We start from the raw sequence: 20,922 nt of genomic DNA on the forward strand, positions 1-20,922 counted from the left end.
ACCGTAATGCCAGCATGAGCTGTGATACCTGTCAAGAGAGCTGCGCTGACCGGTATACGGTTACAGGCACGACTCGCCACAGACCTCCGCGCGGGACCACGACCACCCCGGCTCCGGGCGGAATGCGATTTGACAGCGGGACAGTCCGCCGGAAGCATCGCGTGCAAGCGTTTTACCAGCGAGTTGCACCACGGCAGACGGAGGCGGGATGGTTCGGCGAGCGGCGTCCGACAACGGTGGACCGCGGCCGACGACGATCCGTGACGTGGCCGCGCACGCCGGGGTGTCCGTCGCGACCGTGTCCCGGATCCTGTCGGGCTCCTACCCCGGCGCGCCCGCCACGCGCACCAGGGTGCTGCGGGCGGTGCGCGAGCTGGACTACGTGGCCAACGCGAACGCGCGCGGGCTGGCCGGCGCGAGCAGCCGCAGCGTCGCCATCATCGTCAACTCCGTCGTCTCGCCGCACTACGCCCACGTCGCGCAGGGCGTGCAGACCCAGGCCGCGATCGAGGGCAAGCTCTGCATCGTCGGCACCACCGGCAGCGACCCGGAGCGGGAGCTCGCCACGGTCCAGCTCATGCGCGAGGAGCACGCCGAGTGCGTGATCCTCGTCGGCAACGTCGTGGCGGACGAGGCCTACCGCGACCGCATGGCCGAGTACGCCCGCGCGCTGGCGCTCGCCGGCTCCCAGCTGGTCCTGTGCGGACGGCCACCGCTCGGGCCCGACGTGCCCGCCCTGGTCGTGGAGTACGACAACACCGGTGGCGCGTACGCCATCACCAGCCACCTGCTGTCCGCGGGCCACCAGCGCATCCTGTTCCTGGGCAGGCGGGACAACTACACCACGCCGGAGAGCCGCATCGCGGGCTACCGCAAGGCCCTCGCCGACCACCACGTGGCGCACGACCCCGGGCTGGAGGTCGAGGGCAGCATGGAGCGGCACGAGGGCTACCGGATGATCAGCGAACGGCTCGCCGCCGGGCCACCCGACTTCACCGCCGTCTTCGCGGGCAACGACCTGATCGCCGCGGGCGCCCGCCAGGCGTTGCGCGAGCACGGCTTGAGCATCCCCGACGACATCTCCGTGGTGGGCTTCGACGACCTGCCGCCCGCGGCCGACATCGGCCTCACCACCGTCCACGTGCCGCACGAGGAGCTGGGCCGCACCGCGGTGCGCATGGCGCTGCAACGCGCGCGGGACAAGTCGGGCACGCCCGAGCGGGTCATGCTCGGCACCCACATCGTCGTCCGCGACTCGGTGCGCCCCGTCGTGCGTTCCGGCGCCCGGCCGTGACCGGCGTCCCCGCCGACGGGCCGTTCGACCGCACCCACTTCGACTACTCCCCCTGGTCGTTCTGGGACGAGGCCGACGAGCGGGCGAGACGGCGCCAGCTCGACGTCCGGCGGCACCTCGTCGATCACCGCGGCTACGAGATCGGGGAGCGCTGCTTCCTCTCCGAGCTCGCCTCCGTGCAGAACGAGGAGCTCAGCCTCGGCCACGGCAGCTACGTCGCCGCGGGCGCCTACCTGAGCGGGTCGCTGCGCGCCGGCCGTGACTGCACGATCAACCCCTACGCGGTGGTGCGCGGCGACATCCGCCTGGGCAATGCCGTGCGCATCGGAGCGCACACCTCGATCCTCGCGTTCAACCACACCACCGACGACCCCGAGACCGAGGTGTTCCGGCAGCCGCTGCGCTCGGTCGGCATCACCATCGGCGACGACGTCTGGATCGGCTCGCACGTCGTCGTCCTGGACGGGGTGACGGTCGGCGACCGGTCGGTGATCGCCGCCGGCGCCGTGGTCACCAAGGACGTCCCGGCCGGCGCGATCGTCGGCGGCAACCCGGCCAAGGTCCTCCGCCGGCGCGTGCCCGCCGTCGAACCACCGCGGGACGACCTCGTCGGCGGGCTCACCGCGTTCGCCGAGACCGCCCGCGCCCAGGCCGAGCAGGTGCTGGGGCGCTGCTGGAACCCCGACCTGGGCCTGTTCACCGACCGACCGGGGTCGGCGCCGACGGTTCGCGCCCAGTGCGACGCGATCGAGGTCGCCGACCTGCTGCTCGGCCGCGCGCCCGACCAACTGCCGGCGCAGGCGCAGGTCGACCGGCTGCGCGGCCGGCAGGACCCGGAGACGGGCCTGGTCGGCCGACTCGCGGACGGCGCCGCGCCACCGACCCGGGCCGACCTGTCCGACCCGGACGCCGCCTACCACGTCCTGTCCGTCGGCTACGCGCTCGACCTGCTGGGCAGCGGCTTCCCCGAGCCGATCCACGCCGTGTCCCGGATGACCGCCGAGGAGCTGGTCACCGACCTGGAACGGCAGCCGTGGACGACCAACGCCTGGTCGGCCGGCGCCCGGGTGGACGCGCTGGGCACCGCCCTGCACTGGAACCGGCGACGGGGAACCCCGAACACACCGGGCACGACCGAAGCCCTCTTCGGCTGGCTGGTCACCACCGCGGACCCGGGCACCGGCATGTGGGGCCGACCGTCACCCGACGACGGCCTCCGCCAACTCGTCAACGGTTACTACCGGGCCTCGCGCGGCACGTTCGCCCAGTTCGGCGTGCCCGTGCCGCACCCGGAACGCGTCGTGGACACCGTCCTGCGGCACGTCCGCGACCCACGCTTCTTCCGCCCCGAGCGGCAGGACGCCTGCAACGTCCTCGACGTCGCCCACCCGCTCTGGCTGACCCGCCACACCGGGCACCGCGCCGACGAGGTCCTGGAGGTCGCGCGCCGGCTGCTCACCGACGCGCTGGGCCACTGGTCCGACGGCGCGGGCTTCGGCTTCCGGGCCCCGCACCCCACGACCGCCGGTCTCCCCGCCACGGCGCCGGGCCTGCAGGGCACCGAGATGTGGCTGGCGGTCACGTGGCTGCTCGCCGACCTGCTCGGCCTGGCCGACGCGCTGCCCTACCGGCCGCGCGGCGTGCACCGACCCCAACCCGCGTTCAGCCCGCCCTGACCGACGCGCGGTCGACGTCCGCGGCGACGGAGGCGCGCAGGTGGTCGCGGCGCAGCACCGACAGCACCGCCATCAGGGCCGCCACCAGGGCGAACCCCGACGCGGCGGTCAGCGCCGCCACCGGGCCCGCCGTGCCGACGACCGCGCCCGCCACCAGGATGCCGACCACGCCCGAGCAGGTGGTGACCGCGCCGACGGTGGCCACCACGCGTCCCCGGACCGCTTCCGAGGTCCTGGCCTCGACCAGGCCGTTCAGCGTCACGTTCTGCACCGAGCCGCACGCGCCTGCCACCGACCACGCCACCGCGGTGACCACGAGGTGCGGCAGCCGCGCGGGTGCGGTCAACGCCAGCGCCAGCACCAGGTTCGCCGCGGCGAAGGCCGCGACCAGCCCGCGCGTGGTGGTGACGCGGCGGGTCAGGTTCGCGCCGAGCAGCAGGCCCGCGGTCCAGCACGCGAGCACGGCGCTGTAGGTGAACTCGTTGCCGCCGATCGGGCCGAAGACCAGGAACACCTGGTTGACCAGCGCGATCGCCACGGCCACACCGACCACGGCCTGCGCGACGACGCGTCCCAGCAGCAGCCGGTCGCTGCGCAGCAGCACCCAGCCGCTCCACTGGCCGCCCGGCGTGGCCGCGCCGTCGTCCCGCCTCGGATCGCGGTCCACCCGCAGCCACACCACGACCAGCGCCAGGTGCGTGAACGCCGACACCGCGTCGAGCATCACGGCCCACTCGACGCCCGGCCCGACCGCGATCACGCCGCCGAGCACGATGCCCGCCACGGACCCGGTGTTCTGCGCCGACGACAACGCCGCCTGGCCGCGTGCCGCGCCGTCCTCGCCGGTGGCGACCGGGACCAGCGCGGACGCGCACGTCCGCACGACGACCCCGCACACGCCGAGCAGCGCCACCAGGCCGTGCAGCACGGGCAGCCGCGCATACCCGAACAGCAGCCCGACCAGCAGCAGCACCTGGGCGAACACCGCGACGAGGAGCAGCAGCCGGTGGGGGAACCGGTCGACCGCCCACCCGGCGAGCGGCGTGCCGAGCACCACGCCGAACGCGACGGCCACGAACAGCCCGGCCACGGCGAACGCGCCGGACCGGGCCAGCTCGGTGGTGAACCCGACCAGCGTGAGCTGCGCGCCGAGGCCGGCCACCCCGGACCCACCCACCAGCACCGCCAGGTCCCGGTTGTCCCGCAGCACTGCGACCATTCGCTCCCCCGCCGCGTCGCCGGTACGGATCGAGGCGATCACCTCGCGGTGCGATCATGCCCGAAGATCACCTCGGCCGGCGGCGCGGTGGGTCAGTCCGCGCGGACGACGGCCAGCGGGCACGGCGCGTGGTAGACCATCGCCTGGCTGGTGGAGCCGAGGAGCAGGCCGGCGAAGCCACCGCGACCGCGGCTGCCGACGACCAGCAGCTGCGCGTCCCGGCCGGCGTCGAGCAGGGCTTTCGTCGAACGCTCGCGCACCACCCGCCGGTCGACCGCCACGTCCGGGAACTTCTCCTGCCACCCGGCCAGGCGTTGGGCCAGCAGCTGCCGTTGCTGCTCCTCCATCTCGTCCCAGCGCACGCGCACCTTGTCGGCGTAGGGGGTGCCCGCGAGCAGCGGTGTCCACGCGATCAGCGCGGTGAGGGTCGCGTCCCGCGCCGACGCCTCCTCGAACGCGAACCCGATCGCCGCCTCACCCGCCGGGGAGCCGTCCACGCCGAGCACGACCGGACCGGTGGCCGGGTAGGGGCCGCGGACGACGACCACCGGGCTGCGGCCGTGCGCGGCGACCGACACCGCCACCGACCCGACGACCATCCCGAGGAACCCGCCCAGCCCCTGGGAGCCGAGCACGACGAGCCGGGCGTCCCGGGACGCGGCGACCACCGCGGCGGCGGGCTGGACGGCCACCACCGACGTGCCCACCTCCGGCACGAGGTCGCGCACGCTCGCCGCTGCCGTCTCCAGCCACTGCCTGCCCTGCTCCTCGAACGCCTCCCGCACGTCGTGGCCGGTCAGCACCGACTCGGGGTAGCCGCGCCCGGGCAGCAGGTAGGCGTGCAGGAGCCGGAGCGGCACGCGGTGCCGTGCGGCTTCCTCCGCCGCCCAGCGCACGGCCCACAGCGCCGACTCCGAGCCGTCCACTCCGACCACGATCGGGCCACTCATCACGGGGTCCCTCCAGCTTCCTCCGACCGACGTCAGCGACACCCACACCATCCGACGGCGTGCGGTCGGCCGCACGCCGACCGCGGCCCCGCACCCCCGTTGGGCGAACGCCTTCCGGCGTCGTGCCCGCCGGATACGATCGGCGCCGTGGATCCCGCCGACGACTTGCTGGCCTGGGCGCCCCCGCCCGGTTCGGGCGGTGCGGCGCCGGCCGTCGCGCTGCCCGGCTACAGCGACTTCCGGCTCGTCGCGCACGGCGGCGAGGGCACCGTGTACCGGGCCACGCAGGACGGGCTCGGCCGTGACGTCGCGGTCAAGGTGCTGGACGTGACCGACCCGGACACGGTCAGCCGGTTCCACCGCGAGCTGGAGATCACCGTCCGGCTAGGCCGCCAGCACCCGCACATCGTGACCGTGCTGGACACCGGCGTGATCGGCGGCCGGCCGTGCATCGTGATGGAGTACCACGACCTCGGTTCGCTCCACGACCGGTTGCGGCAGCGCGGGCCGCTGCCCGTGCACGAGGTGGTCGCGGCCGGGATCGCGGTGGCCGACGCGCTGTCGTTCGCGCACGGCCAGGGCATCCTGCACCGGGACGTGAAGCCGCAGAACATCCTGGTGCTGCCCACCTCCTACGTGCTGGCGGACTTCGGCATCGCGCGCGGCGCGGACGCGGCGCACACGGCGTCGTTGCAGCTGGTCAGCTACCGGCACGCCGCGCCGCAGATGGTGGACGGCCGACCGCCCGCCGCGGCCGACGACCTGTGGTCGCTGGGATCGACGCTGTTCACCCTGCTGGACGGCGAGCCGCCGTTCGCGTCGGCCAACCCCGGCGAGGACACCATGCTCGCCTACCTCGGACGGGTGCGCGAGGGGCGGCCGAGGTCGTTGCTGCGTCGGGACGTGCCCGTCGAGCTGGTGGCGATCATCCTGCGGTGCCTGCGCAAGGAGCGGGAGGAGCGGTTCCCGGACGCGGCGGCGCTGCGCGCGGCGCTGGCGGCGGTGCCGACGTGGACGCCGCAGTCCACAGTGGACCCCGAGCACACGGCGGCGGTGCGGCGGGAGGTGCCGGAGCAGTACCCGGAAGGTCCGACCGAGCTGCCGGACTTCGGTCCCAGGCCGGTGGTCGAGGCGGCGGCGGAACCGGTCGCCGCCTCGCCCGAGCCGGTGCGGACGTGGACCGAGGACCTGGCCGACCTGACCGTCCGGCACAACACCGAACGCCGCCCGCCCGTGCCGCCGCCCCCGCCGCCGTTGGTGGAACTGCCGGAGCCGCCGCCGTCCCGGCCACGCCGGTCGTGGAAGTTGGCCGGGGTGAGCGCGGTGTTCGCCGGCGTGGTGGTCGGGGTGGCGTTGAACCTGCCCGGCCGGTCGGAGCAGGTCGCGTCGCCGCCGTCCACGTTGACCACGACCACCACCACTACCACCACGTCCGTCGCGACCACCACCACGACCGCCAGCCTGCCCGAGGGCGGCGATCCGCGGTTCACGCCGGTGCTCAAGCGGCTGGAGGACGGGGGTGACCGGATCGAGCTGTTCTGGACGGATCCGAGCGAGGGCAAGGCGCAGTTCGTCGTGGTCGACGTGACGGGCTCGGCGGCGCGGCCGTTGGTGACCGTGGCGGCCGGTGCGACGTCGCACGTGCTGGAGGACTTGGAGCCGAAGGCGCCGCAGTACTGCTTCCAGGTGCTCGCGATCGGTCTCGACGACCCGGCCACGCAACGCGGCGCGTCAGCCCGCACGTGCGCCGTGCGCAACGGCTAGCGCCGCCACAGGGGCCGCGGGTCGACCGCCCAGAACATCCTGCGGTACCAGGGCACGCCGCGCCGCAGCCCACCGCGAACCTGCCGCGCCAACCACCACGCCGACGTGGCCGCCGGACGCCCCGCCACCGCGCCCGGTCCCGCCGCCACCGTCCCGGGTCCCCTCGGCGCCGGGTGACCGACTCGGGGCCGACCGCGCTCCGGGGCGCGACCGTGCTCCGGGGCGAAGGCCGCGTAGTCCGCCAACCGGGCCAACTCCACCGCCGGCGCCGACCCCAGACCCGCCGCGACGTCCGGCGCGGTCCGGTCCGGGGGCGGTGTCCGGCCGGCCAGCAACAACCCGTCCAGGACGTAGGCCCAAGCGCCGGTCGCCCCCGCGGCACGCAGCCGGTTGCGCCGCGCCAGCCGCGCCAACCCGAGCACCAGCAGGATCAGCACCGGCACCCCGCCGAGCACCGCGTACCCGATCCACCGCTGCGAACCGGCCGACGTCGCCTGCGCGGCGACAGGGCTCGACGGCGTCACCAACGGTGGCGGCGCGGACAGCGGCGTGCTGGTCGGGGTGGCCGTGACCGACGCCAACCGGTCGAGCACCTCGCGCTTCTGCGCGGCGCTCGACCCACCCGACGACACGCCCGACACCGGGTCGAACGGCACCCAGCCCCACCCGGCGAAGTACACCTCGGGCCACGCGGTCGCGTCGCTGCCGCGCACCACGCGTTCCTCGCCGTCGGCGGGCTGGAAGCCGACGACCACCCGGGTCGGCAACCCCACCGCCCGCGCCAGCACCGCGAACGCCGACGCGAACTGCTCGGCCGTCCCGGCGTTCGCACCGGGCTCACCGGGACCGCCGAACAGGAACCGCTCCAACCGCGCGTACGACGACCCCACGGGCGCCTGCGCGTCCGGCGTGCGCCCCTGCTTCACCACCTGCTCGATCGCCACGGCCCGCTCGTACGGCGACCGCGCGTTCTGCACGATCTGCCGCGCGTACTCCGCCAACGAGTACGGCAACCCCGGCAGCTCCAGGTAGCGGCCCGCGTTCGTCGGCACGGTGGCGTCCAGCAGGTCCGCGTCGTCGGGCACGTCCGCCACACCCCGCACCCGGTACGACAGGCCGGGCGTCAACTCGTTGCGCAGCACCAAGGACCCCGAGTCCGGGTCGACCATCGCGCCGTCCAACGTCACCGCCGTCGGCCGCCCCACCGTCGGCAACCACCGGCCGCCCAACTCGCCGACGGTGATCTCCACCTCGACCTCGTCCACCCGCGCGCCCGGCGGCAGGTCGGGCGCCGCCACGGCCCCGATCGGCCCGTACAACGACGCCGCCCGCCACGCCGCGCCCGAGTAGTCCGACAAGGCCACCAACCGCACCGCCCGTTCCGGACCGCGCACCCGGAACAGCTCGGTGTCGCCCAGGTTCGCCCACGACGCCAACTGCGGCAACGGGCTCGCCACCCCCAGATCGGCGACCGGCGGCTCCACCAGCTCCCGCGGCTCGAACGCCTCACCGGACGGCAGGACCACCGCCAGCGCCGCGACCGCCGCCACCGGCACGGCGGGCAGCCCGAGCAACACCCGGCCACCGGCCTCCAACCGGTCCACGAGCAACCACCCGACCGCCACGAGCGCGATCAACACCACCGCGACCAGCCCGTGCCGATCCGCCCGGCCCGCCGTCAACAGCGCCGTGCACGTGTAGAGCACCGCCGCGCCGACCACGGGCGCCACCAACGACCTCCCCCGCCCGGCCACCGCCAGCACCACGACCAACGACACCCCGAACACCAGCAACGCGCCCGGCGCCAGCAGCTCGGGGGTGACGGGCGCGGGCCGGGCGGCGGTCAACAGGCGCGGCACCAGGTCCAGCAGCACGGGCAGCGGGTCGGCGGAGTCGATCGCCGAGTCCTCCGCCACCCAGTACCCGCCGACCAGCGCCAGCACGACCAGCGAGAACGCCACCAACCCCGAAGGCATCCGCCGCCACCGCAACAACGGCAGGCACGCGAACGCCACGACGGCCGCGCCCGCGAACACCAGCGAAGCCGTGAACCCCTGCCACCCCGAGCCGAGGTGCAGCGCGGCCACCACGACCAGCAGCGCCGCCCAGGCCACCCGCGCACTGCCCACCCGGGCCGCACTGCCCACCCGGGCGGCACTCACGCCTCCGCCGCCGTTCCCACCTCCGCCACTCGCGCCTCCGCCGCCTCGGGCACTCGCACCGTCGCCCGCAGACCCGCGCACACCGTCAACCGAAGGCCCGCGCACCCTCACCGACCCACCGCCCCGACACACCCGAGGCCGGGGCGCCGCGCCTCCGTACTTCCGGCAACAAAATCGGCGCTTCCACTCATCCCCGGCGCCCATGACGCTATCGGGTGATCTTCCGCAGTCGCGGCGGGGAAGGGAACGCGACCCAGCGCCCGCCACAGCCACGCGCTCACCGCGACACCGCCGTGTTCCAAGCGTCCAACAGCCCTTCGGCCTTGGCATCGCGCAACAACAACACCGACCCGACCGCCGAGATCGGCCGCACCACCCCCGGATCCACGACCAGCACCACCCCCACCGACGCCCGCCCCGCCTCCAGCACCAACGCCGGCAGCTCGGCCTTCGCCCCGCACACCACCGCCACCACGTCCAAGTCCCGGATCGGCAGCGAACGCACCACCTGGACCCGGTCAGCCGCCTTGAGATCCGCCAACGCCGCCAGCACCACCGACGCGTCCGCGTCCACCGCGCCCGGAGGCAGCTCCACGTCCACCGCACCCGACGACGACACCAGCCGCACCGGGTGCCCCTCGGCGATCGCCACCGTCACCAGCGACGCCGCCACCTCCACCGCGTCCTCGAGGTCCTTGGCCTCCGCATACCCGTCCGCGTGATCGTCGAGCACCACCGCCAGGTGCGGACGAGCCGGGTCGGCGTCCTCCCGGATCATCAACGTCCCGGTCCGCGCGGACGTCGCCCAGTGCAGCCGCCGCAAGTCGTCACCCGGCACGTACTCCCTCAACCCCACCAGATCCGTCCCACCACGCTCGACCCGCTCATCAGCTCCGACGTGCCCACGCCGCACCCCTCCGGGCAGACCACGCACCGGCAGCACGCGCGGCACCACCCGGACATCCACCACGTCACCCACCACCGTCCGGGCGTGCGCCAACCCGGCCAACCCCCGACGGCTCAACGTCAACGGCCCGACCTTCACCAAACCCCGCGTGTGCGTGGGGATCGGGTACTCCACCTTCACCTTCTGCCCCGGCGCGAGCAGCGGGATGTCCACCGCCACCACCTCACCCGCCACCTCGTCGGTCGCGTCGAACACCACCGGGAAACGCCGGCTCGTGCCCGTCAGCTCCACCACACCGGTGCAGACGCCCAACCGCTGCACGGTCCTCGGCCGCACGACCCGCTTCGGCGCGACCTGGGCCCGCGACAACACCGACACCACACCCGCCGCCACGAGCACCAGCAACGCGAAGCCCAACCCCGCCACACCCGGATAACGCCACCACAACCCCAAACCCGCCAACGTCACGCCCGACAGCACCGCGCCCAGCCCCCGCGCGGTCAGCCGCACGCTGGTCATCGCGCGGCCGGTCTCGGCACCGCCACGCCCGCCAGGACGTCGGCCAGGACCTCCTCGGTCGTTGTGCCCGCCAACTGCGCCTCACGGGTCAGCACCAACCGGTGCGCCAACACCGGCACGGCCAACGCCTGCACGTCACCCGGCACCACGAAGTGCCTGCCCTGCGCCGCCGCGTGCGCCTGCACGCACCGCACCAGCGAACGCAGACCACGCGTGCTCGCACCCAACCGCAACCGGCTGTCCCCGCGCGACGCGACACCGATGTCGCTGATGTAGCGCAACAACGGGTCCGCCACGTGCAGCGTCGCCAACCGACGCCCGTGCTCCGCGACGACGTGCGGGTTGCTCACCGTCGGCACCGCGCCCACCTGCCCCGCGCCGCTCCCGGGCCGCAGCACGTCGATCTCGTGCTCCACCGACGGGTAGCCGATGGACGTGCGCAGCATGAACCGGTCCAACTGCGCCTCGGGCAGCCGGTACGTGCCGTCCAGGTCGATCGGGTTCTGCGTGGCCACCACCAGGAACGGCGAGGGCACCGCGTGCGCCACGCCGTCCACCGTGACCGTCCGCTCCTCCATCACCTCCAGCAGCGCCGACTGCGTCTTGGCCGCGGCGCGGTTGATCTCGTCCGCCAGCACGACGTTCGCGAACACGGGCCCCGGCCGGAACCGCACCTCACCGGTCTGCGGGTCGTACACCGACGTGCCGGTGACGTCCGAGGGCAGCAGGTCGGGCGTGAACTGCACCCGTCGCGACACACCGCCCAACGCGCCCGCGACCGCCCGTGCCAGCGTCGTCTTGCCCGTGCCCGGGACGTCCTCCAGCAGCACGTGCCCGCCGGCGAACATCGCGACCAGCACGAGGTCGATGACGTCCCGCTTGCCCCGCACCGCCGACTCGACCGCGTCACCGAGCCGCGAGTGCAGGGCGCGGAACGCCGCGATCTCGTCCTCACCGATCGCCGGCACCGCCGTACTCGTCACTTCTCGCCCCTCGTCACTCCGACTCGCCGCGCCGCATCCGGCGGTTGCGGAAGGTCAACAACCACGCCGTCGCCAACAACCCGATACCGCCGCCGACCAACTGGTTGCTCTCGTCGGACGCGGGCACGCTCAGCGGCTGGCAGATCCGACCGCCACCGCAGTTCTGGGGCGGCTCGCGCACGCGCACCGGGTACGACGCCGATTCCACCGACCCCGCCGGGCCGTGCGCCCGCACGACGATCGAGTTCAAGCCGTAGTCGACCGCGATGGTCACCGAACCACCGGCGCAGGGGATCGGCGCGGTGGCCTCCAACAGCAGGTTGACGACCTCGCACGTCCCGCTGTGACTCGCCCAGTCCGCCGGCGGCGCCGTGGTCACCCTCCTCTCGTACAGGTGACCGCCGGACCCGACCGTGCTGATCACCTGGACGCCCCCGGTCGGCAACGGCGGAGGTGGCGGGGGCGTGGTCGTCGTCGTGGTGATCACGGGCGGCGGGGTCGTCGTCGTGGTGACCACCGGCGGCTGCGTCGTAGTCACCACCGGGGGCTGAGTGGTCGTCGTCCCGGTGGCCGGCCGGATCGTCCACGACGCCGTGCCCGCCTCACCCACCCCGAACCGGTTGTACGCCGCCACCGCGACGTCCACCTTCCCGCTCGCGCAGAACGTGGAACCCGCGCACGGCAACACCAACTCGGCCGACGTGCCCGCCACCCGCGTCTCCTGGCTGCCGCCCGAGAACCCGCCGGTCCCCGTCACCTGGTACCCGGTGATCGGCTCACCGCCGTCCGGCACCGCGCTCCAGCTCACGGTCACGACCACCGACGTGCCGTTGTTGCTGCGCTGGGACACCGTCACACCCGCCGGACGACCCGGCGCCGCACCCGACACACCGGCACTCGGCGTCGTCGTGGTCGGCGCGACCGTCGTCTCCCCACCGCGGCCCTGCGTGTTCTGACCGTTGCCCCGGTTGTCCCGCGTCGGCGGGTCCGGGCGCGGCGGCGGAGGGCTGGGCACGCTCGGGATCGGCGACCGCTCCGGGTCCATCACCGGCAGTTCGGGACTGCGGATCACCACGTCACGCGTGCGCCCGTCGGAGTCCACGATCACACCGGAGTCCGCTCCCGGCGTGTTGATGAACAGCTTGCCGTCGTCGAACACCAGCGCCGGGTCACCCGCGCCACCGATCCGCACGTCCTCCGCGCCACGCCGCCCCGACCGGTCCAGCACCACGACCTTGCCCGACCCGAGGCACGGCACGTAGACCTTCTCGCGGAACACCGCGGGCCTGCCGGGCTTGGGGCAGTCGAACTGCCGCATGTCGACCTGGACCACCTCGTCACCGCTCACCAGCACGACCACCGAGGCGTCCGGCACCGACGCGGGCACCAGGCCGGTGGGGCTCGTCTGCGCGGCCAACACCTCGCCGCCGAACGTGTCCGTGCTCGTGGTGAGGTCGCGGCCGGTGCCGTCGCGCACCACCACGCCGCCCTCCAACCCGAGCAACGTCACACCGCGCTCGTGCGGCACCAACGCCGTGCGCGGCCCCGCACCCACCACCGCCTTGTTGGACCGCTCCAGGAACTTCAGCTCGTCGTCGGACCACTCCAACGCGTGCAGGTTGCCACCGTGGTCCACGGCCCAGATCACACCGTCGTCATCCGCCACCACGTCCGCCAACGGCTGCCCCGCGAGCCACGGCGACCCGATGTCGGCCAACGTCACCGGGTCCGCGTTGTGCACGGAACCGGCCGCGCGGTCCACCACGAACACCCGGTCCCACGCGATGAGCACCTTCGCCGACGGTCCGGGAGGCGCCTGCCTGCGACCGGACGACAACAACGTCGCCAGGTCGATCACGGTGATCTGGCCGGTGCGGCGGTCGAGCACGATCAGCTTGTCGTCGGACTGCGCGATCTCCAACTGCGCGTCCGCGCCACTGACCTGCAACCGCGTCTGCGGCTTCCCCGAACTCGGGTTGACCTGCACGACCTCACCGCGCTGGTCGTCGTTCAGCCAGGTAAGGCCATCGGAAACCTCGACAGCCGTACGCGAGATGCCGTCGCCAAGAGCAGCGCCGACCAGCAACAACAGCCCTAACGCGGCGGCGCTGACACTGGCCGACTCACGCCGGCCCGCGCCGATGGCCCGACGCGCGATCCTGCCCAGCTTCGCTCCCACGGCCGGGATGCTAACGGCCCTGCATGACAATTCTGAGACAACTCACCAGCCTGCTCCGCTCGGCCCAAACCCGACTCGGCCGGATGCGTCCGCATCGGACCAACCCTCCCCCGCGCGCGGTACGACCACCCCGCCACGCCCACCAACGCCGCGCGCGCCCTTCCCACCTCAACACCGCCCCTTACACCTCAAACACCGCCCTCACAGGTCGGCGAACTCCTCCCGCCGCACCTTCGCGCACTCCGTCGTCAGCCCCGCGTCCACGGCCCGACTGATCTCCGCCAACGACCGCAACTGCTCCGGCGTCAACACGTCGAACAAGTGCTCCCGCACCGCCGTCACGTGCCCCGCCGCCGCCTGCTCCAACACCGCGAACCCGACGTCCGTGAGCACCGCGATCGAGCCACGCCGATCCGAGGGGCAGGCCTGCCGCTCGACCCAGCCCTCCTTCTCCAACCGGGCCACCGCGTGGGAGAGCCTCGACCGTGACGAGTGGCACACCGCCGCCAGCTCACTCATCCGCAGCGAGCGCTCCGGGGCCTCGGACAGCGCCACCAGGATCTCGTAGTACGCCATCGGCATCCCGGAATCACGCTGCAACTGCCGGTCCAGGTGTTCGGTGAACTTGGTCACGGCGGTCATGAAGGCACGCCACACCTGCTGCTCTTCGGCGCTCAGCCACCGCACGTCGCTCATGTCTCCCATCATACGGGCGTTGTTGAACCTTCAACCAGGATGCGCTATGTTCTGTTGAGAGTTCAACCAGACCAACCCAGAAGGACCATCAATGACCTCGCAGACTGTGCAGATCCCCGGCTACCTCGCGGGCACGTGGGCGATCGACCCGGTGCACTCGGACATCTCGTTCGTGGTTCGCCACCTGGGCGTGTCCAAGGTCCGCGGCCACTTCGGCACCTTCGAGGGCACGATCGTGACGGCCGAGAACCCGCTGGAGTCCACGGTCACCGCGAAGATCGACGCCGCCTCGGTCAGCACGCGCAACGACCAGCGCGACGCCCACGTCAAGAACGAGGACTTCCTGGACGTCGAGAAGTTCCCCGAGCTGACCTTCACGTCCACCGGCGTGCGCGCCCACGGCGAGGGCTTCCTCGTCGACGGCGACCTGTCCCTGCACGGCGTGACCAAGCCCGTGTCCCTGGAGCTGGAGATCAACGGCTTCGGCGACGGCTTCGAGGGCTCGAAGGTCGTCGGCTTCTCCGCCTCCACCGAGATCAACCGCCGCGAGTTCGGCGTGACCGGTGGCCCGGCGGGCGCGGTCGTCGGCGACAAGATCACCATCCTGCTGGAGATCGAGGCCGTCAAGCAGGCCTGAACCACGAGCAGCAGCCTCCCGGAAGGCCCGCCGACACCCGGCGGGCCTTTCGCGCTGCCCGTCGCCCTCCCCTCCACCCCGGCACTCACCACCCCTCCTCCCTCCCCTACCCTGCGTCAGGGCAAGTCGCTAGACCGGGCGAACCAGAGCGTCATTCCATTACACCGAGCATTTCGGTAGTTTCTGGCGTGCCGCCGCAACCTGCCTGAACCGCGCACCGTCTCCACCCGTAGTAGGTCGTAGCAGGTCGTGAGAACCAGAGTTTTGCTTCGGTCGGCACTGAAGCTGTAGAACTCGATGTGGACACAGTCCGCTCACGGTCGTAGACCACGTGGGTGATATCGGACGCACTCATGGCACCATCTGGCGCAGCACGCGCCGGACGCAGGCGAGGAGGATCGGTGTGAACGCCCAGACCGAACAGGTCGACGACCTTCGACTCGTCGCGCTGCCCACCGCGGTGAACGTGGCGGACATGTTCGTGCGCTTCTCACTGGGCGAGTGGCGCCTGCGCGCGATGCAGGACGAGGCCGCGCAGACGGTCCGCCGACTGGTCGGCGCCGCGGTCGACGTGGCCGACCGGCGCGCGCCCGGCTTCCTCCTCGTGCGCCTGCGGCTGACCGGCACCTACCTGGTGGTCGAGGTCGAGGGCAACCGCGTCGCGCTGCCGCCGGAACTGGCGGGCTCCCGCGCCGGCCTGGTCGACCTCACCGCGGGCGGCCACCTGGCGTGGTGCGAGCTGGCCCTGCCGTCGGGCATGAACGCCTCCGCCGTCCCGCTCCCGCGCCGCGAACCCCGCCGTTCCCCCGCCGCCGAGCAGCTGGGCGACGAGCCGAACGTGGACCCGGAGGTCATCCAGCGCATCCTCTACGGCCTGGGCGGCGGCGCACACCGCCCCGACTGACGCGCCCCGACGAGCCGACCGGACCATCCAGCCGGATCGGCCGACCCGATCAGGCGACACCACCGGTCGCAGGTCTGCCGCCACCACCGAATGGCGGTATGCCATGAGTCACGCCCCGCCCGGGGCACACCTCATGGAAGGGACCGCTGATGCTTCTCCGACGTGCCGCCAGAACGATCGTCACGTGGACCGCCGCCATCGGCGCGGTAGTGGCGTTGACCACAGCGCCCTCAGCCGCAGCCGCCTCACCACGCGCGATGGTCCCGGACGGGGTGTACAGCATCACCTTCGGCGGTGATGAGGACTCCGTCCTCACCCCGCTGTCGGACCAGAAGGGCGCGCCGACCGTCCTCCTGCCGCCGACCGGCGAGCCCGCCTACCAGGAGTGGGAACTGGTCAGGGACAGCAGGACCACCCAGATCATCAGGAACCTCAACAGCGGCCTCTACCTGACTCTGGGCGGGCAGCAAGCAGCCGACCACCGGCCCGTCGTCGCCGGCCCCTACCCGTACTCGTGGGTCGTGCGCACCGGTTCAGCGCCCGACCGCGTGACCATCCGGGCCTGGGAGGGCGGGTTCGCGCTGGACCGGTCACCAATGCTGACCTACCCGCCCCGAGTCGACGTCCAGACGTCCCGTGGCGACCTGAGCCAGGAGTGGGTGCTGACCCCGCACGAGTAGCGGGCGCAGACCCGGGGGCCGGTGTCCACCCTGGACACCGGCCCCCGTCACATCACCGCCACATCACCGCTCACCGCCGAGCGAGCGCCACCAGCGCGACCGCGAGCACACCCATCCCGCACCACGACACGAGCGGCAGCCGTTCGTCCAGCACGACCACGCCCAGCACCGCCGCCACCGCCGGCTCGGCGAGCGTCAACGTGGTCGCCGCCGCCGCGCCCGTGTGCCGAAGCCCACGGGCGAACAGCAGGTACGCGGCGAACGTGGTGAACACCGCCAGGTGCGCGGTCACCGCCAGCCCCGACGGGCTCGCCACCCACCCGGCGCCGACCACCGCCACCACCGGCAACGTCAGGGCCGACGCGCCGCCGAACACCACGCCCACCACCGCGCGGGAGGGGTGCCCGAGCCCGATCAGGTGCGCGCAGATCACCGAGTACGCGGCGTACGACAAGCCCGCGACCAGCGCCAACGCCACTCCGACCGGGTCGACGCGGGCGTCGCCGCCGCCCAGCACGAGCACCGCGCAACCGACCACGGCGGCCGACGTGAGCAGCGGCCGTGAGCGCAGCCCCAGCACGATCGGCGCGGTGGCCAGCGCCACGGTCGTGCCCACCGCCACACCCGTGCGCGCGACGGCCGGGTAGAACGCGAGCGCATAACCCGCCACGGTCACCGCGCCGAGCAGCAGCAACCTCCAGTCGGCGGTCCGCAGCACGGCGCCCGTGCCACGAGCGGTCAAGAACAACAAGCAGCCACCCACCACGAGGCCCGCCGCGCCGACGGCCGCGGCCGGTGCGGAGGCGGGCGCCATCGAGCTTGCGGTGCCGGTGGTGCCCCACAGGACGCACGCGGCCAGGATCGGCAGCGGTCCGCGGGTGGAACGAGCACGTGTTTCCACGGCAGAGGTCGACACGAGGTCTCCGTTCGCGAGACGAGGGGGAAGAGGACGCGAACGGGCGCACCGCGTGACCGGATCAGGGCGTGATCGGGTCAGGCAGGCGAGAAGGCGTGCGTCAGCGAGTGCGCCCGGTCAGGCGCACGGCGGCGGAAGGACCACGTGCCAGTGGGTGTTCACGACCGGCATCGTAGACGACCGCCGGCCGGTATCGTGGGGATCATGGACATCGGCGTCGCGGATGACCTGCTGCGGCGGTCCCTCGTGGTCTACAAGTTCGCGGTCGACGAACTCATGACGAAGCTGCGGATCCTCAGTGAGGAGTTCGACCTCGTCCACCGGCACGACCCCATCGAGCACGTGACGCACCGCGTGAAGCGGCCCGACGCGATCCTCGACAAGCTCCGGCGCAAGGGGCTGCCGGCGGACCTGTCGCTGGCCGCCGAGCACCTGGACGACGTGGCGGGCGTGCGGGTGGTGTGCCCGTTCGTGTCCGATGTGTACCGCGTGCGCGACATGCTGGCCCGGCAGAGCGACGTGGAGATCCTGCGGACCAAGGACTACATCGCCGCGCCGAAGCCCAACGGGTACCGCAGCCTGCACCTGATCGTGCGCATCCCGGTGTTCCTGTCCGACCGGGTGGAGCACGTGAAGGTCGAGGTGCAGCTGCGGACCATCGCGATGGACTTCTGGGCCACTTTGGAGCACAAGCTGTACTACAAGTACGACGACCAGGTGCCCGCGGGTTTCGTCGAGGAGCTGACCGCCACCGCGGCCATCGCCGCGGAGCTGGACGCCCGGATGCAGGTCCTGCACCACGAGGTCCAGCGCGACTGAGCGGCGCGCCCCGCACGCAGGCCCCACACGCAGGACTCTCGCGCGCTGAACGCAGGACTCACGCGCGCCGATCTGTCAATCGTGAATGTGCCGCACGTCACTACCGACGTGCCGCGCCGCTACGCCCGAGTAACGTCAAACGACGCCAGACAAAGAAGGTTACGGCCATCTCAAAACCTCAACGAAAATCCATCTGAACGGAGCACGTAGACAATTCATACACCCCCTGGTGGACAGGCTACCGACACCCGCAAGCCGTTGACACGCGACTGCGAATAACCCTCGCGTACTGCAGGTATTTACGAGACCCCACGGTCCAAACCAGCCGTTCGAGTGAATCCCAGAAGTGCATCTTCTGACGCGCGGTCACCCTCCCCTCAAAATGGGGGCACACCTTTCCGCAAATGCTCCGTTCGGCGGTCGCGACGATCTCCCGGCGACAGCCACCGTTGGGCCGCGCCCCGGTTACTCATTGACACTGTGGCTCATTCTCAGAGGATCACGCATGGACACCGACCGGATCTCCACTCGATTAGCAACGCTCGCCCGCGCCCACCTGGTGCCCGGCGCGCAGCTCGCCGTGCACCACGAGGGGCGCACGTGGACGCACGAGGTGGGCCTGGCCGCCGACGCGGCCGTGCCCATCGGCTCGATCACCAAGACGTTCACCGCGACCGTCGCCATGGCCCTGGTCTCCGACGGGGACCTGGACCTGGACGCGCCGCTGTCCGACCACCTGCCCGGGGTGGCGGCCGGCGAACTCACGCTGCGCCACCTGCTCAGCCACACCGGCGGCCTGCCGTCGGACCCGGAGGACGTGCGCACGACGTCACTGCGCCACCACGTCCGGCAGGCGCTGCGCGAGCTGCACCCCCTGCACGAGCCCGGCGCGGGCTTCTCCTACTCCAACATCGGGTACTCCCTGATCGGCCACCTGATCGAGGTGGCGACCGGGATGTCCTGGTCAGAGGCGGTGGAGGCGGTCCTGCTGCGCCCGCTCGGGGTGCGCGCCAGGTTCATCACGAGCCCGGACGCCGACGTCGTCACCGGCCACGCCGTGAACACCGCCACAGGCCGCGTGGTACCGGTGACGCAGTCGCTCACGCCGGTCGACGCGCCGGCCGGCGCCCTGGCCGCCAGCGCCGCGGAGCTGGTCGCGTTCGGCCGGATGCTCGGCGGCGGCGCGCCGCACCTGATGGGCCCGGACGACCTCGCCCTCATGCGCGAGCCCGTGCGCCACGCGGAGCCGTTCGGCATGGCCGACGGCTGGGGCCTCGGTCTGGCGCTGTTCCAGCGCGACGGCGTCCGCTGGGTCGGCCACGACGGCACCGCCGACGGCACGTCGTGCCACCTGCGGATCAACCCCGCCGACGGCACCGCGGTCGCCCTGACGACCAACGGCAGCAGCGGGTGGGGCCTGTGGCGCGAGCTCGTGCCGGAATTGGCCGACGCGGGCCTGCCGGTGGCGGATTACGACGGAATGAGCGGGCTGCACCGCCGCATCGCCCCTCCGCCGGACTGCACCGGGCGCTTCCGCAACGGCGACGTCGAATACGCCGTGCGCGCCGTGGACCGGGAGCGCCTGGCCCTCACGGTGGACGGCGAGCCGTTCGCCGACCTGTCGTTGTTCGACGGCCTCGTGTTCGCGATGCGTGATTCCGACACCGGCGACACCAACCAGACGGGGCGTTTCCTGCGCGACCCGGACGACGGCGGTATCCGGTGGATCCAGATCGGCGGTCGACTCGCCCGCAGGCAGGTCGCGAAAACGCGCTGAATTTCACGTTTGAACCCCAGCGGAATGGGTAAGCCGCGCCCCTGAGCCAGAAAGGCACCTCTCGCGATGACGCACGCCCGCACACTGCCGGAATTGATCGCCGCGCAGGCGCTGCGCACTCCCGACGCACCCGCGGTCATATCGGCCGAGGGTGTGGTCGGCTACCGGGAACTCGACGAACGCGCGAACCGACTCGCGCACCTGCTCCTCGCCGAGGGGGCGCGGCGGGAGCACGTGGTGGCGGTGGCCATGCCGCGCTCGGTGGACAACGTGGTGGCGCGGCTCGCGGTGCTGAAGACCGGCGCCGCGTACCTGCCGATCGACCCGGACTACCCGGCCGACCGGATCGCGTTCATGGTCTCCGACGCCGAGCCGCTGCTCGTGCTCTCCGACCTGCGGGACCTCGCCGGTCGGCACGACGGCGGCAGGCCGCACCTCGCCGACCGACCCGCCACCGCGCCCGACGTCGCGATCCGGCCGGAGGACCCGGCGTACGTGATCTACACGTCCGGGTCGACCGGCCGCCCGAAGGGCGTCGTGGTGCCGCACAGGGGTTTACCCGCGTTCTCCGACGCCGAGGTGGCGCACTTCGACGTGCGCCCGGGCGACCGGGTCCTCCAGTTCTCCTCGCCCAGCTTCGACGCGTCGGTGCTGGAGCTGTGCATGGCCCTGCCCGCCGGCGCGGCGCTCGTGGTGCCGCCGCCCGGGCCGCTGCTCGGCGACCAGCTCGCCGAGGTGATCCGGACGTTCGGCGTGACCCACGCGCTGATCCCGCCGGTCGCGCTGGCCACCGTGCCCGACGTCGAGCTGCCGACCTTCCGCACCCTGATCGTCGGTGGT

16 protein-coding genes and 1 pseudogene are annotated in these 20,922 nt (G+C 72.7%); 9 read left to right on the forward strand and 8 right to left on the reverse strand.

Annotation, left to right across the window (positions count from 1 at the left end; genetic code table 11):
- Nucleotides 1-265 precede the first annotated feature (265 nt).
- Together AB0H12_RS42265 and AB0H12_RS42270 are read left to right on the forward strand one after the other, a co-directional pair.
- Nucleotides 266-1,294, forward strand: a complete 1,029-nt coding sequence (locus AB0H12_RS42265; RefSeq protein ID WP_499631465.1) for a LacI family DNA-binding transcriptional regulator — start codon at nt 266-268, stop codon at nt 1,292-1,294.
- Nucleotides 1,291-2,970, forward strand: coding sequence for an acyltransferase (locus tag AB0H12_RS42270; RefSeq protein ID WP_499631468.1), 1,680 nt, complete (start codon nt 1,291-1,293; stop codon nt 2,968-2,970). The genes AB0H12_RS42265 and AB0H12_RS42270 overlap by 4 nt, the downstream gene beginning before the upstream one ends.
- On the opposite strand, the gene AB0H12_RS42275 is transcribed toward AB0H12_RS42270, so the two are convergent.
- Both AB0H12_RS42275 and AB0H12_RS42280 read right to left on the reverse strand, forming a co-directional pair.
- Entirely contained in the window at nt 2,957-4,189 is a 1,233-nt protein-coding gene (locus AB0H12_RS42275) for an MFS transporter (RefSeq protein WP_499631471.1), read from the reverse strand. The two genes, AB0H12_RS42270 and AB0H12_RS42275, sit on opposite strands and share 14 nt — an antisense overlap.
- Nucleotides 4,190-4,281: 92 nt before the next feature.
- On the reverse strand, nt 4,282-5,139 hold the full coding sequence (locus AB0H12_RS42280; RefSeq protein ID WP_499631475.1) for a universal stress protein: 858 nt from the start codon (nt 5,137-5,139) through the stop codon (nt 4,282-4,284).
- Nucleotides 5,140-5,286: 147 nt separating this feature from the next.
- Between AB0H12_RS42280 and AB0H12_RS42285 the strand changes: the two genes are divergently transcribed.
- A complete protein-coding gene (locus tag AB0H12_RS42285; protein ID WP_499631478.1) occupies nt 5,287-6,903 on the forward strand; it encodes a serine/threonine-protein kinase in 1,617 nt (538 codons plus the stop codon).
- Here AB0H12_RS42285 and AB0H12_RS42290 read toward each other — a convergent pair.
- From AB0H12_RS42290 to AB0H12_RS42310, 5 genes are all read right to left on the reverse strand, one after another.
- Nucleotides 6,900-9,065: a transglutaminaseTgpA domain-containing protein gene (locus tag AB0H12_RS42290; protein WP_499631481.1), complete on the reverse strand. Its 2,166-nt coding sequence runs from the start codon at nt 9,063-9,065 to the stop codon at nt 6,900-6,902. The genes AB0H12_RS42285 and AB0H12_RS42290 overlap by 4 nt on opposite strands.
- 277 nt (nt 9,066-9,342) lie before the next feature.
- Nucleotides 9,343-10,491 (reverse strand): DUF58 domain-containing protein, encoded by a 1,149-nt coding sequence (locus tag AB0H12_RS42295; protein WP_499631483.1) that lies wholly within the window; start codon nt 10,489-10,491, stop codon nt 9,343-9,345.
- Entirely contained in the window at nt 10,488-11,474 is a 987-nt protein-coding gene (locus AB0H12_RS42300; RefSeq protein WP_499631486.1) for an AAA family ATPase, read from the reverse strand. Before AB0H12_RS42300 ends, AB0H12_RS42295 begins: the two co-directional genes overlap by 4 nt.
- Before the next feature lie 13 nt (nt 11,475-11,487).
- The gene (locus AB0H12_RS42305; RefSeq protein WP_499631489.1) at nt 11,488-13,653 is read right to left on the reverse strand and encodes a hypothetical protein; all 2,166 of its coding nucleotides are present in this window, start codon (nt 13,651-13,653) and stop codon (nt 11,488-11,490) included.
- Between the two features lie 201 nt (nt 13,654-13,854).
- Complete coding sequence (locus AB0H12_RS42310; RefSeq protein ID WP_499631492.1) at nt 13,855-14,349, reverse strand: MarR family winged helix-turn-helix transcriptional regulator; 495 nt, start codon at nt 14,347-14,349, stop codon at nt 13,855-13,857.
- Nucleotides 14,350-14,440: 91 nt separating this feature from the next.
- Between AB0H12_RS42310 and AB0H12_RS42315 the strand changes: the two genes are divergently transcribed.
- The 3 genes from AB0H12_RS42315 (at nt 14,441) to AB0H12_RS42325 (ending at nt 16,570) form a co-directional block, all read left to right on the forward strand.
- Entirely contained in the window at nt 14,441-14,986 is a 546-nt protein-coding gene (locus AB0H12_RS42315) for a YceI family protein (RefSeq protein ID WP_499631495.1), read from the forward strand.
- Nucleotides 14,987-15,389: 403 nt separating this feature from the next.
- Nucleotides 15,390-15,890 carry an ATP-binding protein gene (locus tag AB0H12_RS42320; RefSeq protein WP_230568591.1) on the forward strand — a complete coding sequence of 167 codons (501 nt, stop codon included), beginning with the start codon at nt 15,390-15,392 and terminating at the stop codon, nt 15,888-15,890.
- A 149-nt stretch (nt 15,891-16,039) separates the two neighbouring features.
- On the forward strand, nt 16,040-16,570 hold the full coding sequence (locus AB0H12_RS42325; RefSeq protein ID WP_499631498.1) for an RICIN domain-containing protein: 531 nt from the start codon (nt 16,040-16,042) through the stop codon (nt 16,568-16,570).
- A 70-nt stretch (nt 16,571-16,640) separates the two neighbouring features.
- Here the strand turns inward: AB0H12_RS42325 and AB0H12_RS42330 are convergent, their stop codons facing one another.
- Complete coding sequence (locus tag AB0H12_RS42330) at nt 16,641-17,486, reverse strand: EamA family transporter (RefSeq protein WP_499631501.1); 846 nt, start codon at nt 17,484-17,486, stop codon at nt 16,641-16,643.
- A 204-nt stretch (nt 17,487-17,690) separates the two neighbouring features.
- Here AB0H12_RS42330 and AB0H12_RS42335 point away from each other — a divergent pair, with 204 nt between their 5' ends.
- The 3 genes and pseudogenes from AB0H12_RS42335 to AB0H12_RS42345 form a co-directional block, all read left to right on the forward strand.
- Complete coding sequence (locus tag AB0H12_RS42335) at nt 17,691-18,305, forward strand: GTP pyrophosphokinase (protein WP_230568594.1); 615 nt, start codon at nt 17,691-17,693, stop codon at nt 18,303-18,305.
- Nucleotides 18,306-18,810: 505 nt separating this feature from the next.
- Nucleotides 18,811-20,082 (forward strand): serine hydrolase domain-containing protein, encoded by a 1,272-nt coding sequence (locus AB0H12_RS42340; RefSeq protein WP_499631505.1) that lies wholly within the window; start codon nt 18,811-18,813, stop codon nt 20,080-20,082.
- A gap of 81 nt (nt 20,083-20,163) precedes the next feature.
- Nucleotides 20,164-20,922, forward strand: a pseudogene (locus AB0H12_RS42345) (AMP-binding protein); the annotation flags it as partial.

The sequence above is a fragment of the Actinosynnema sp. NPDC023794 genome (assembly GCF_040639675.1).
In the GTDB taxonomy this organism is placed as follows: domain Bacteria; phylum Actinomycetota; class Actinomycetes; order Mycobacteriales; family Pseudonocardiaceae; genus Actinosynnema; species Actinosynnema luteola.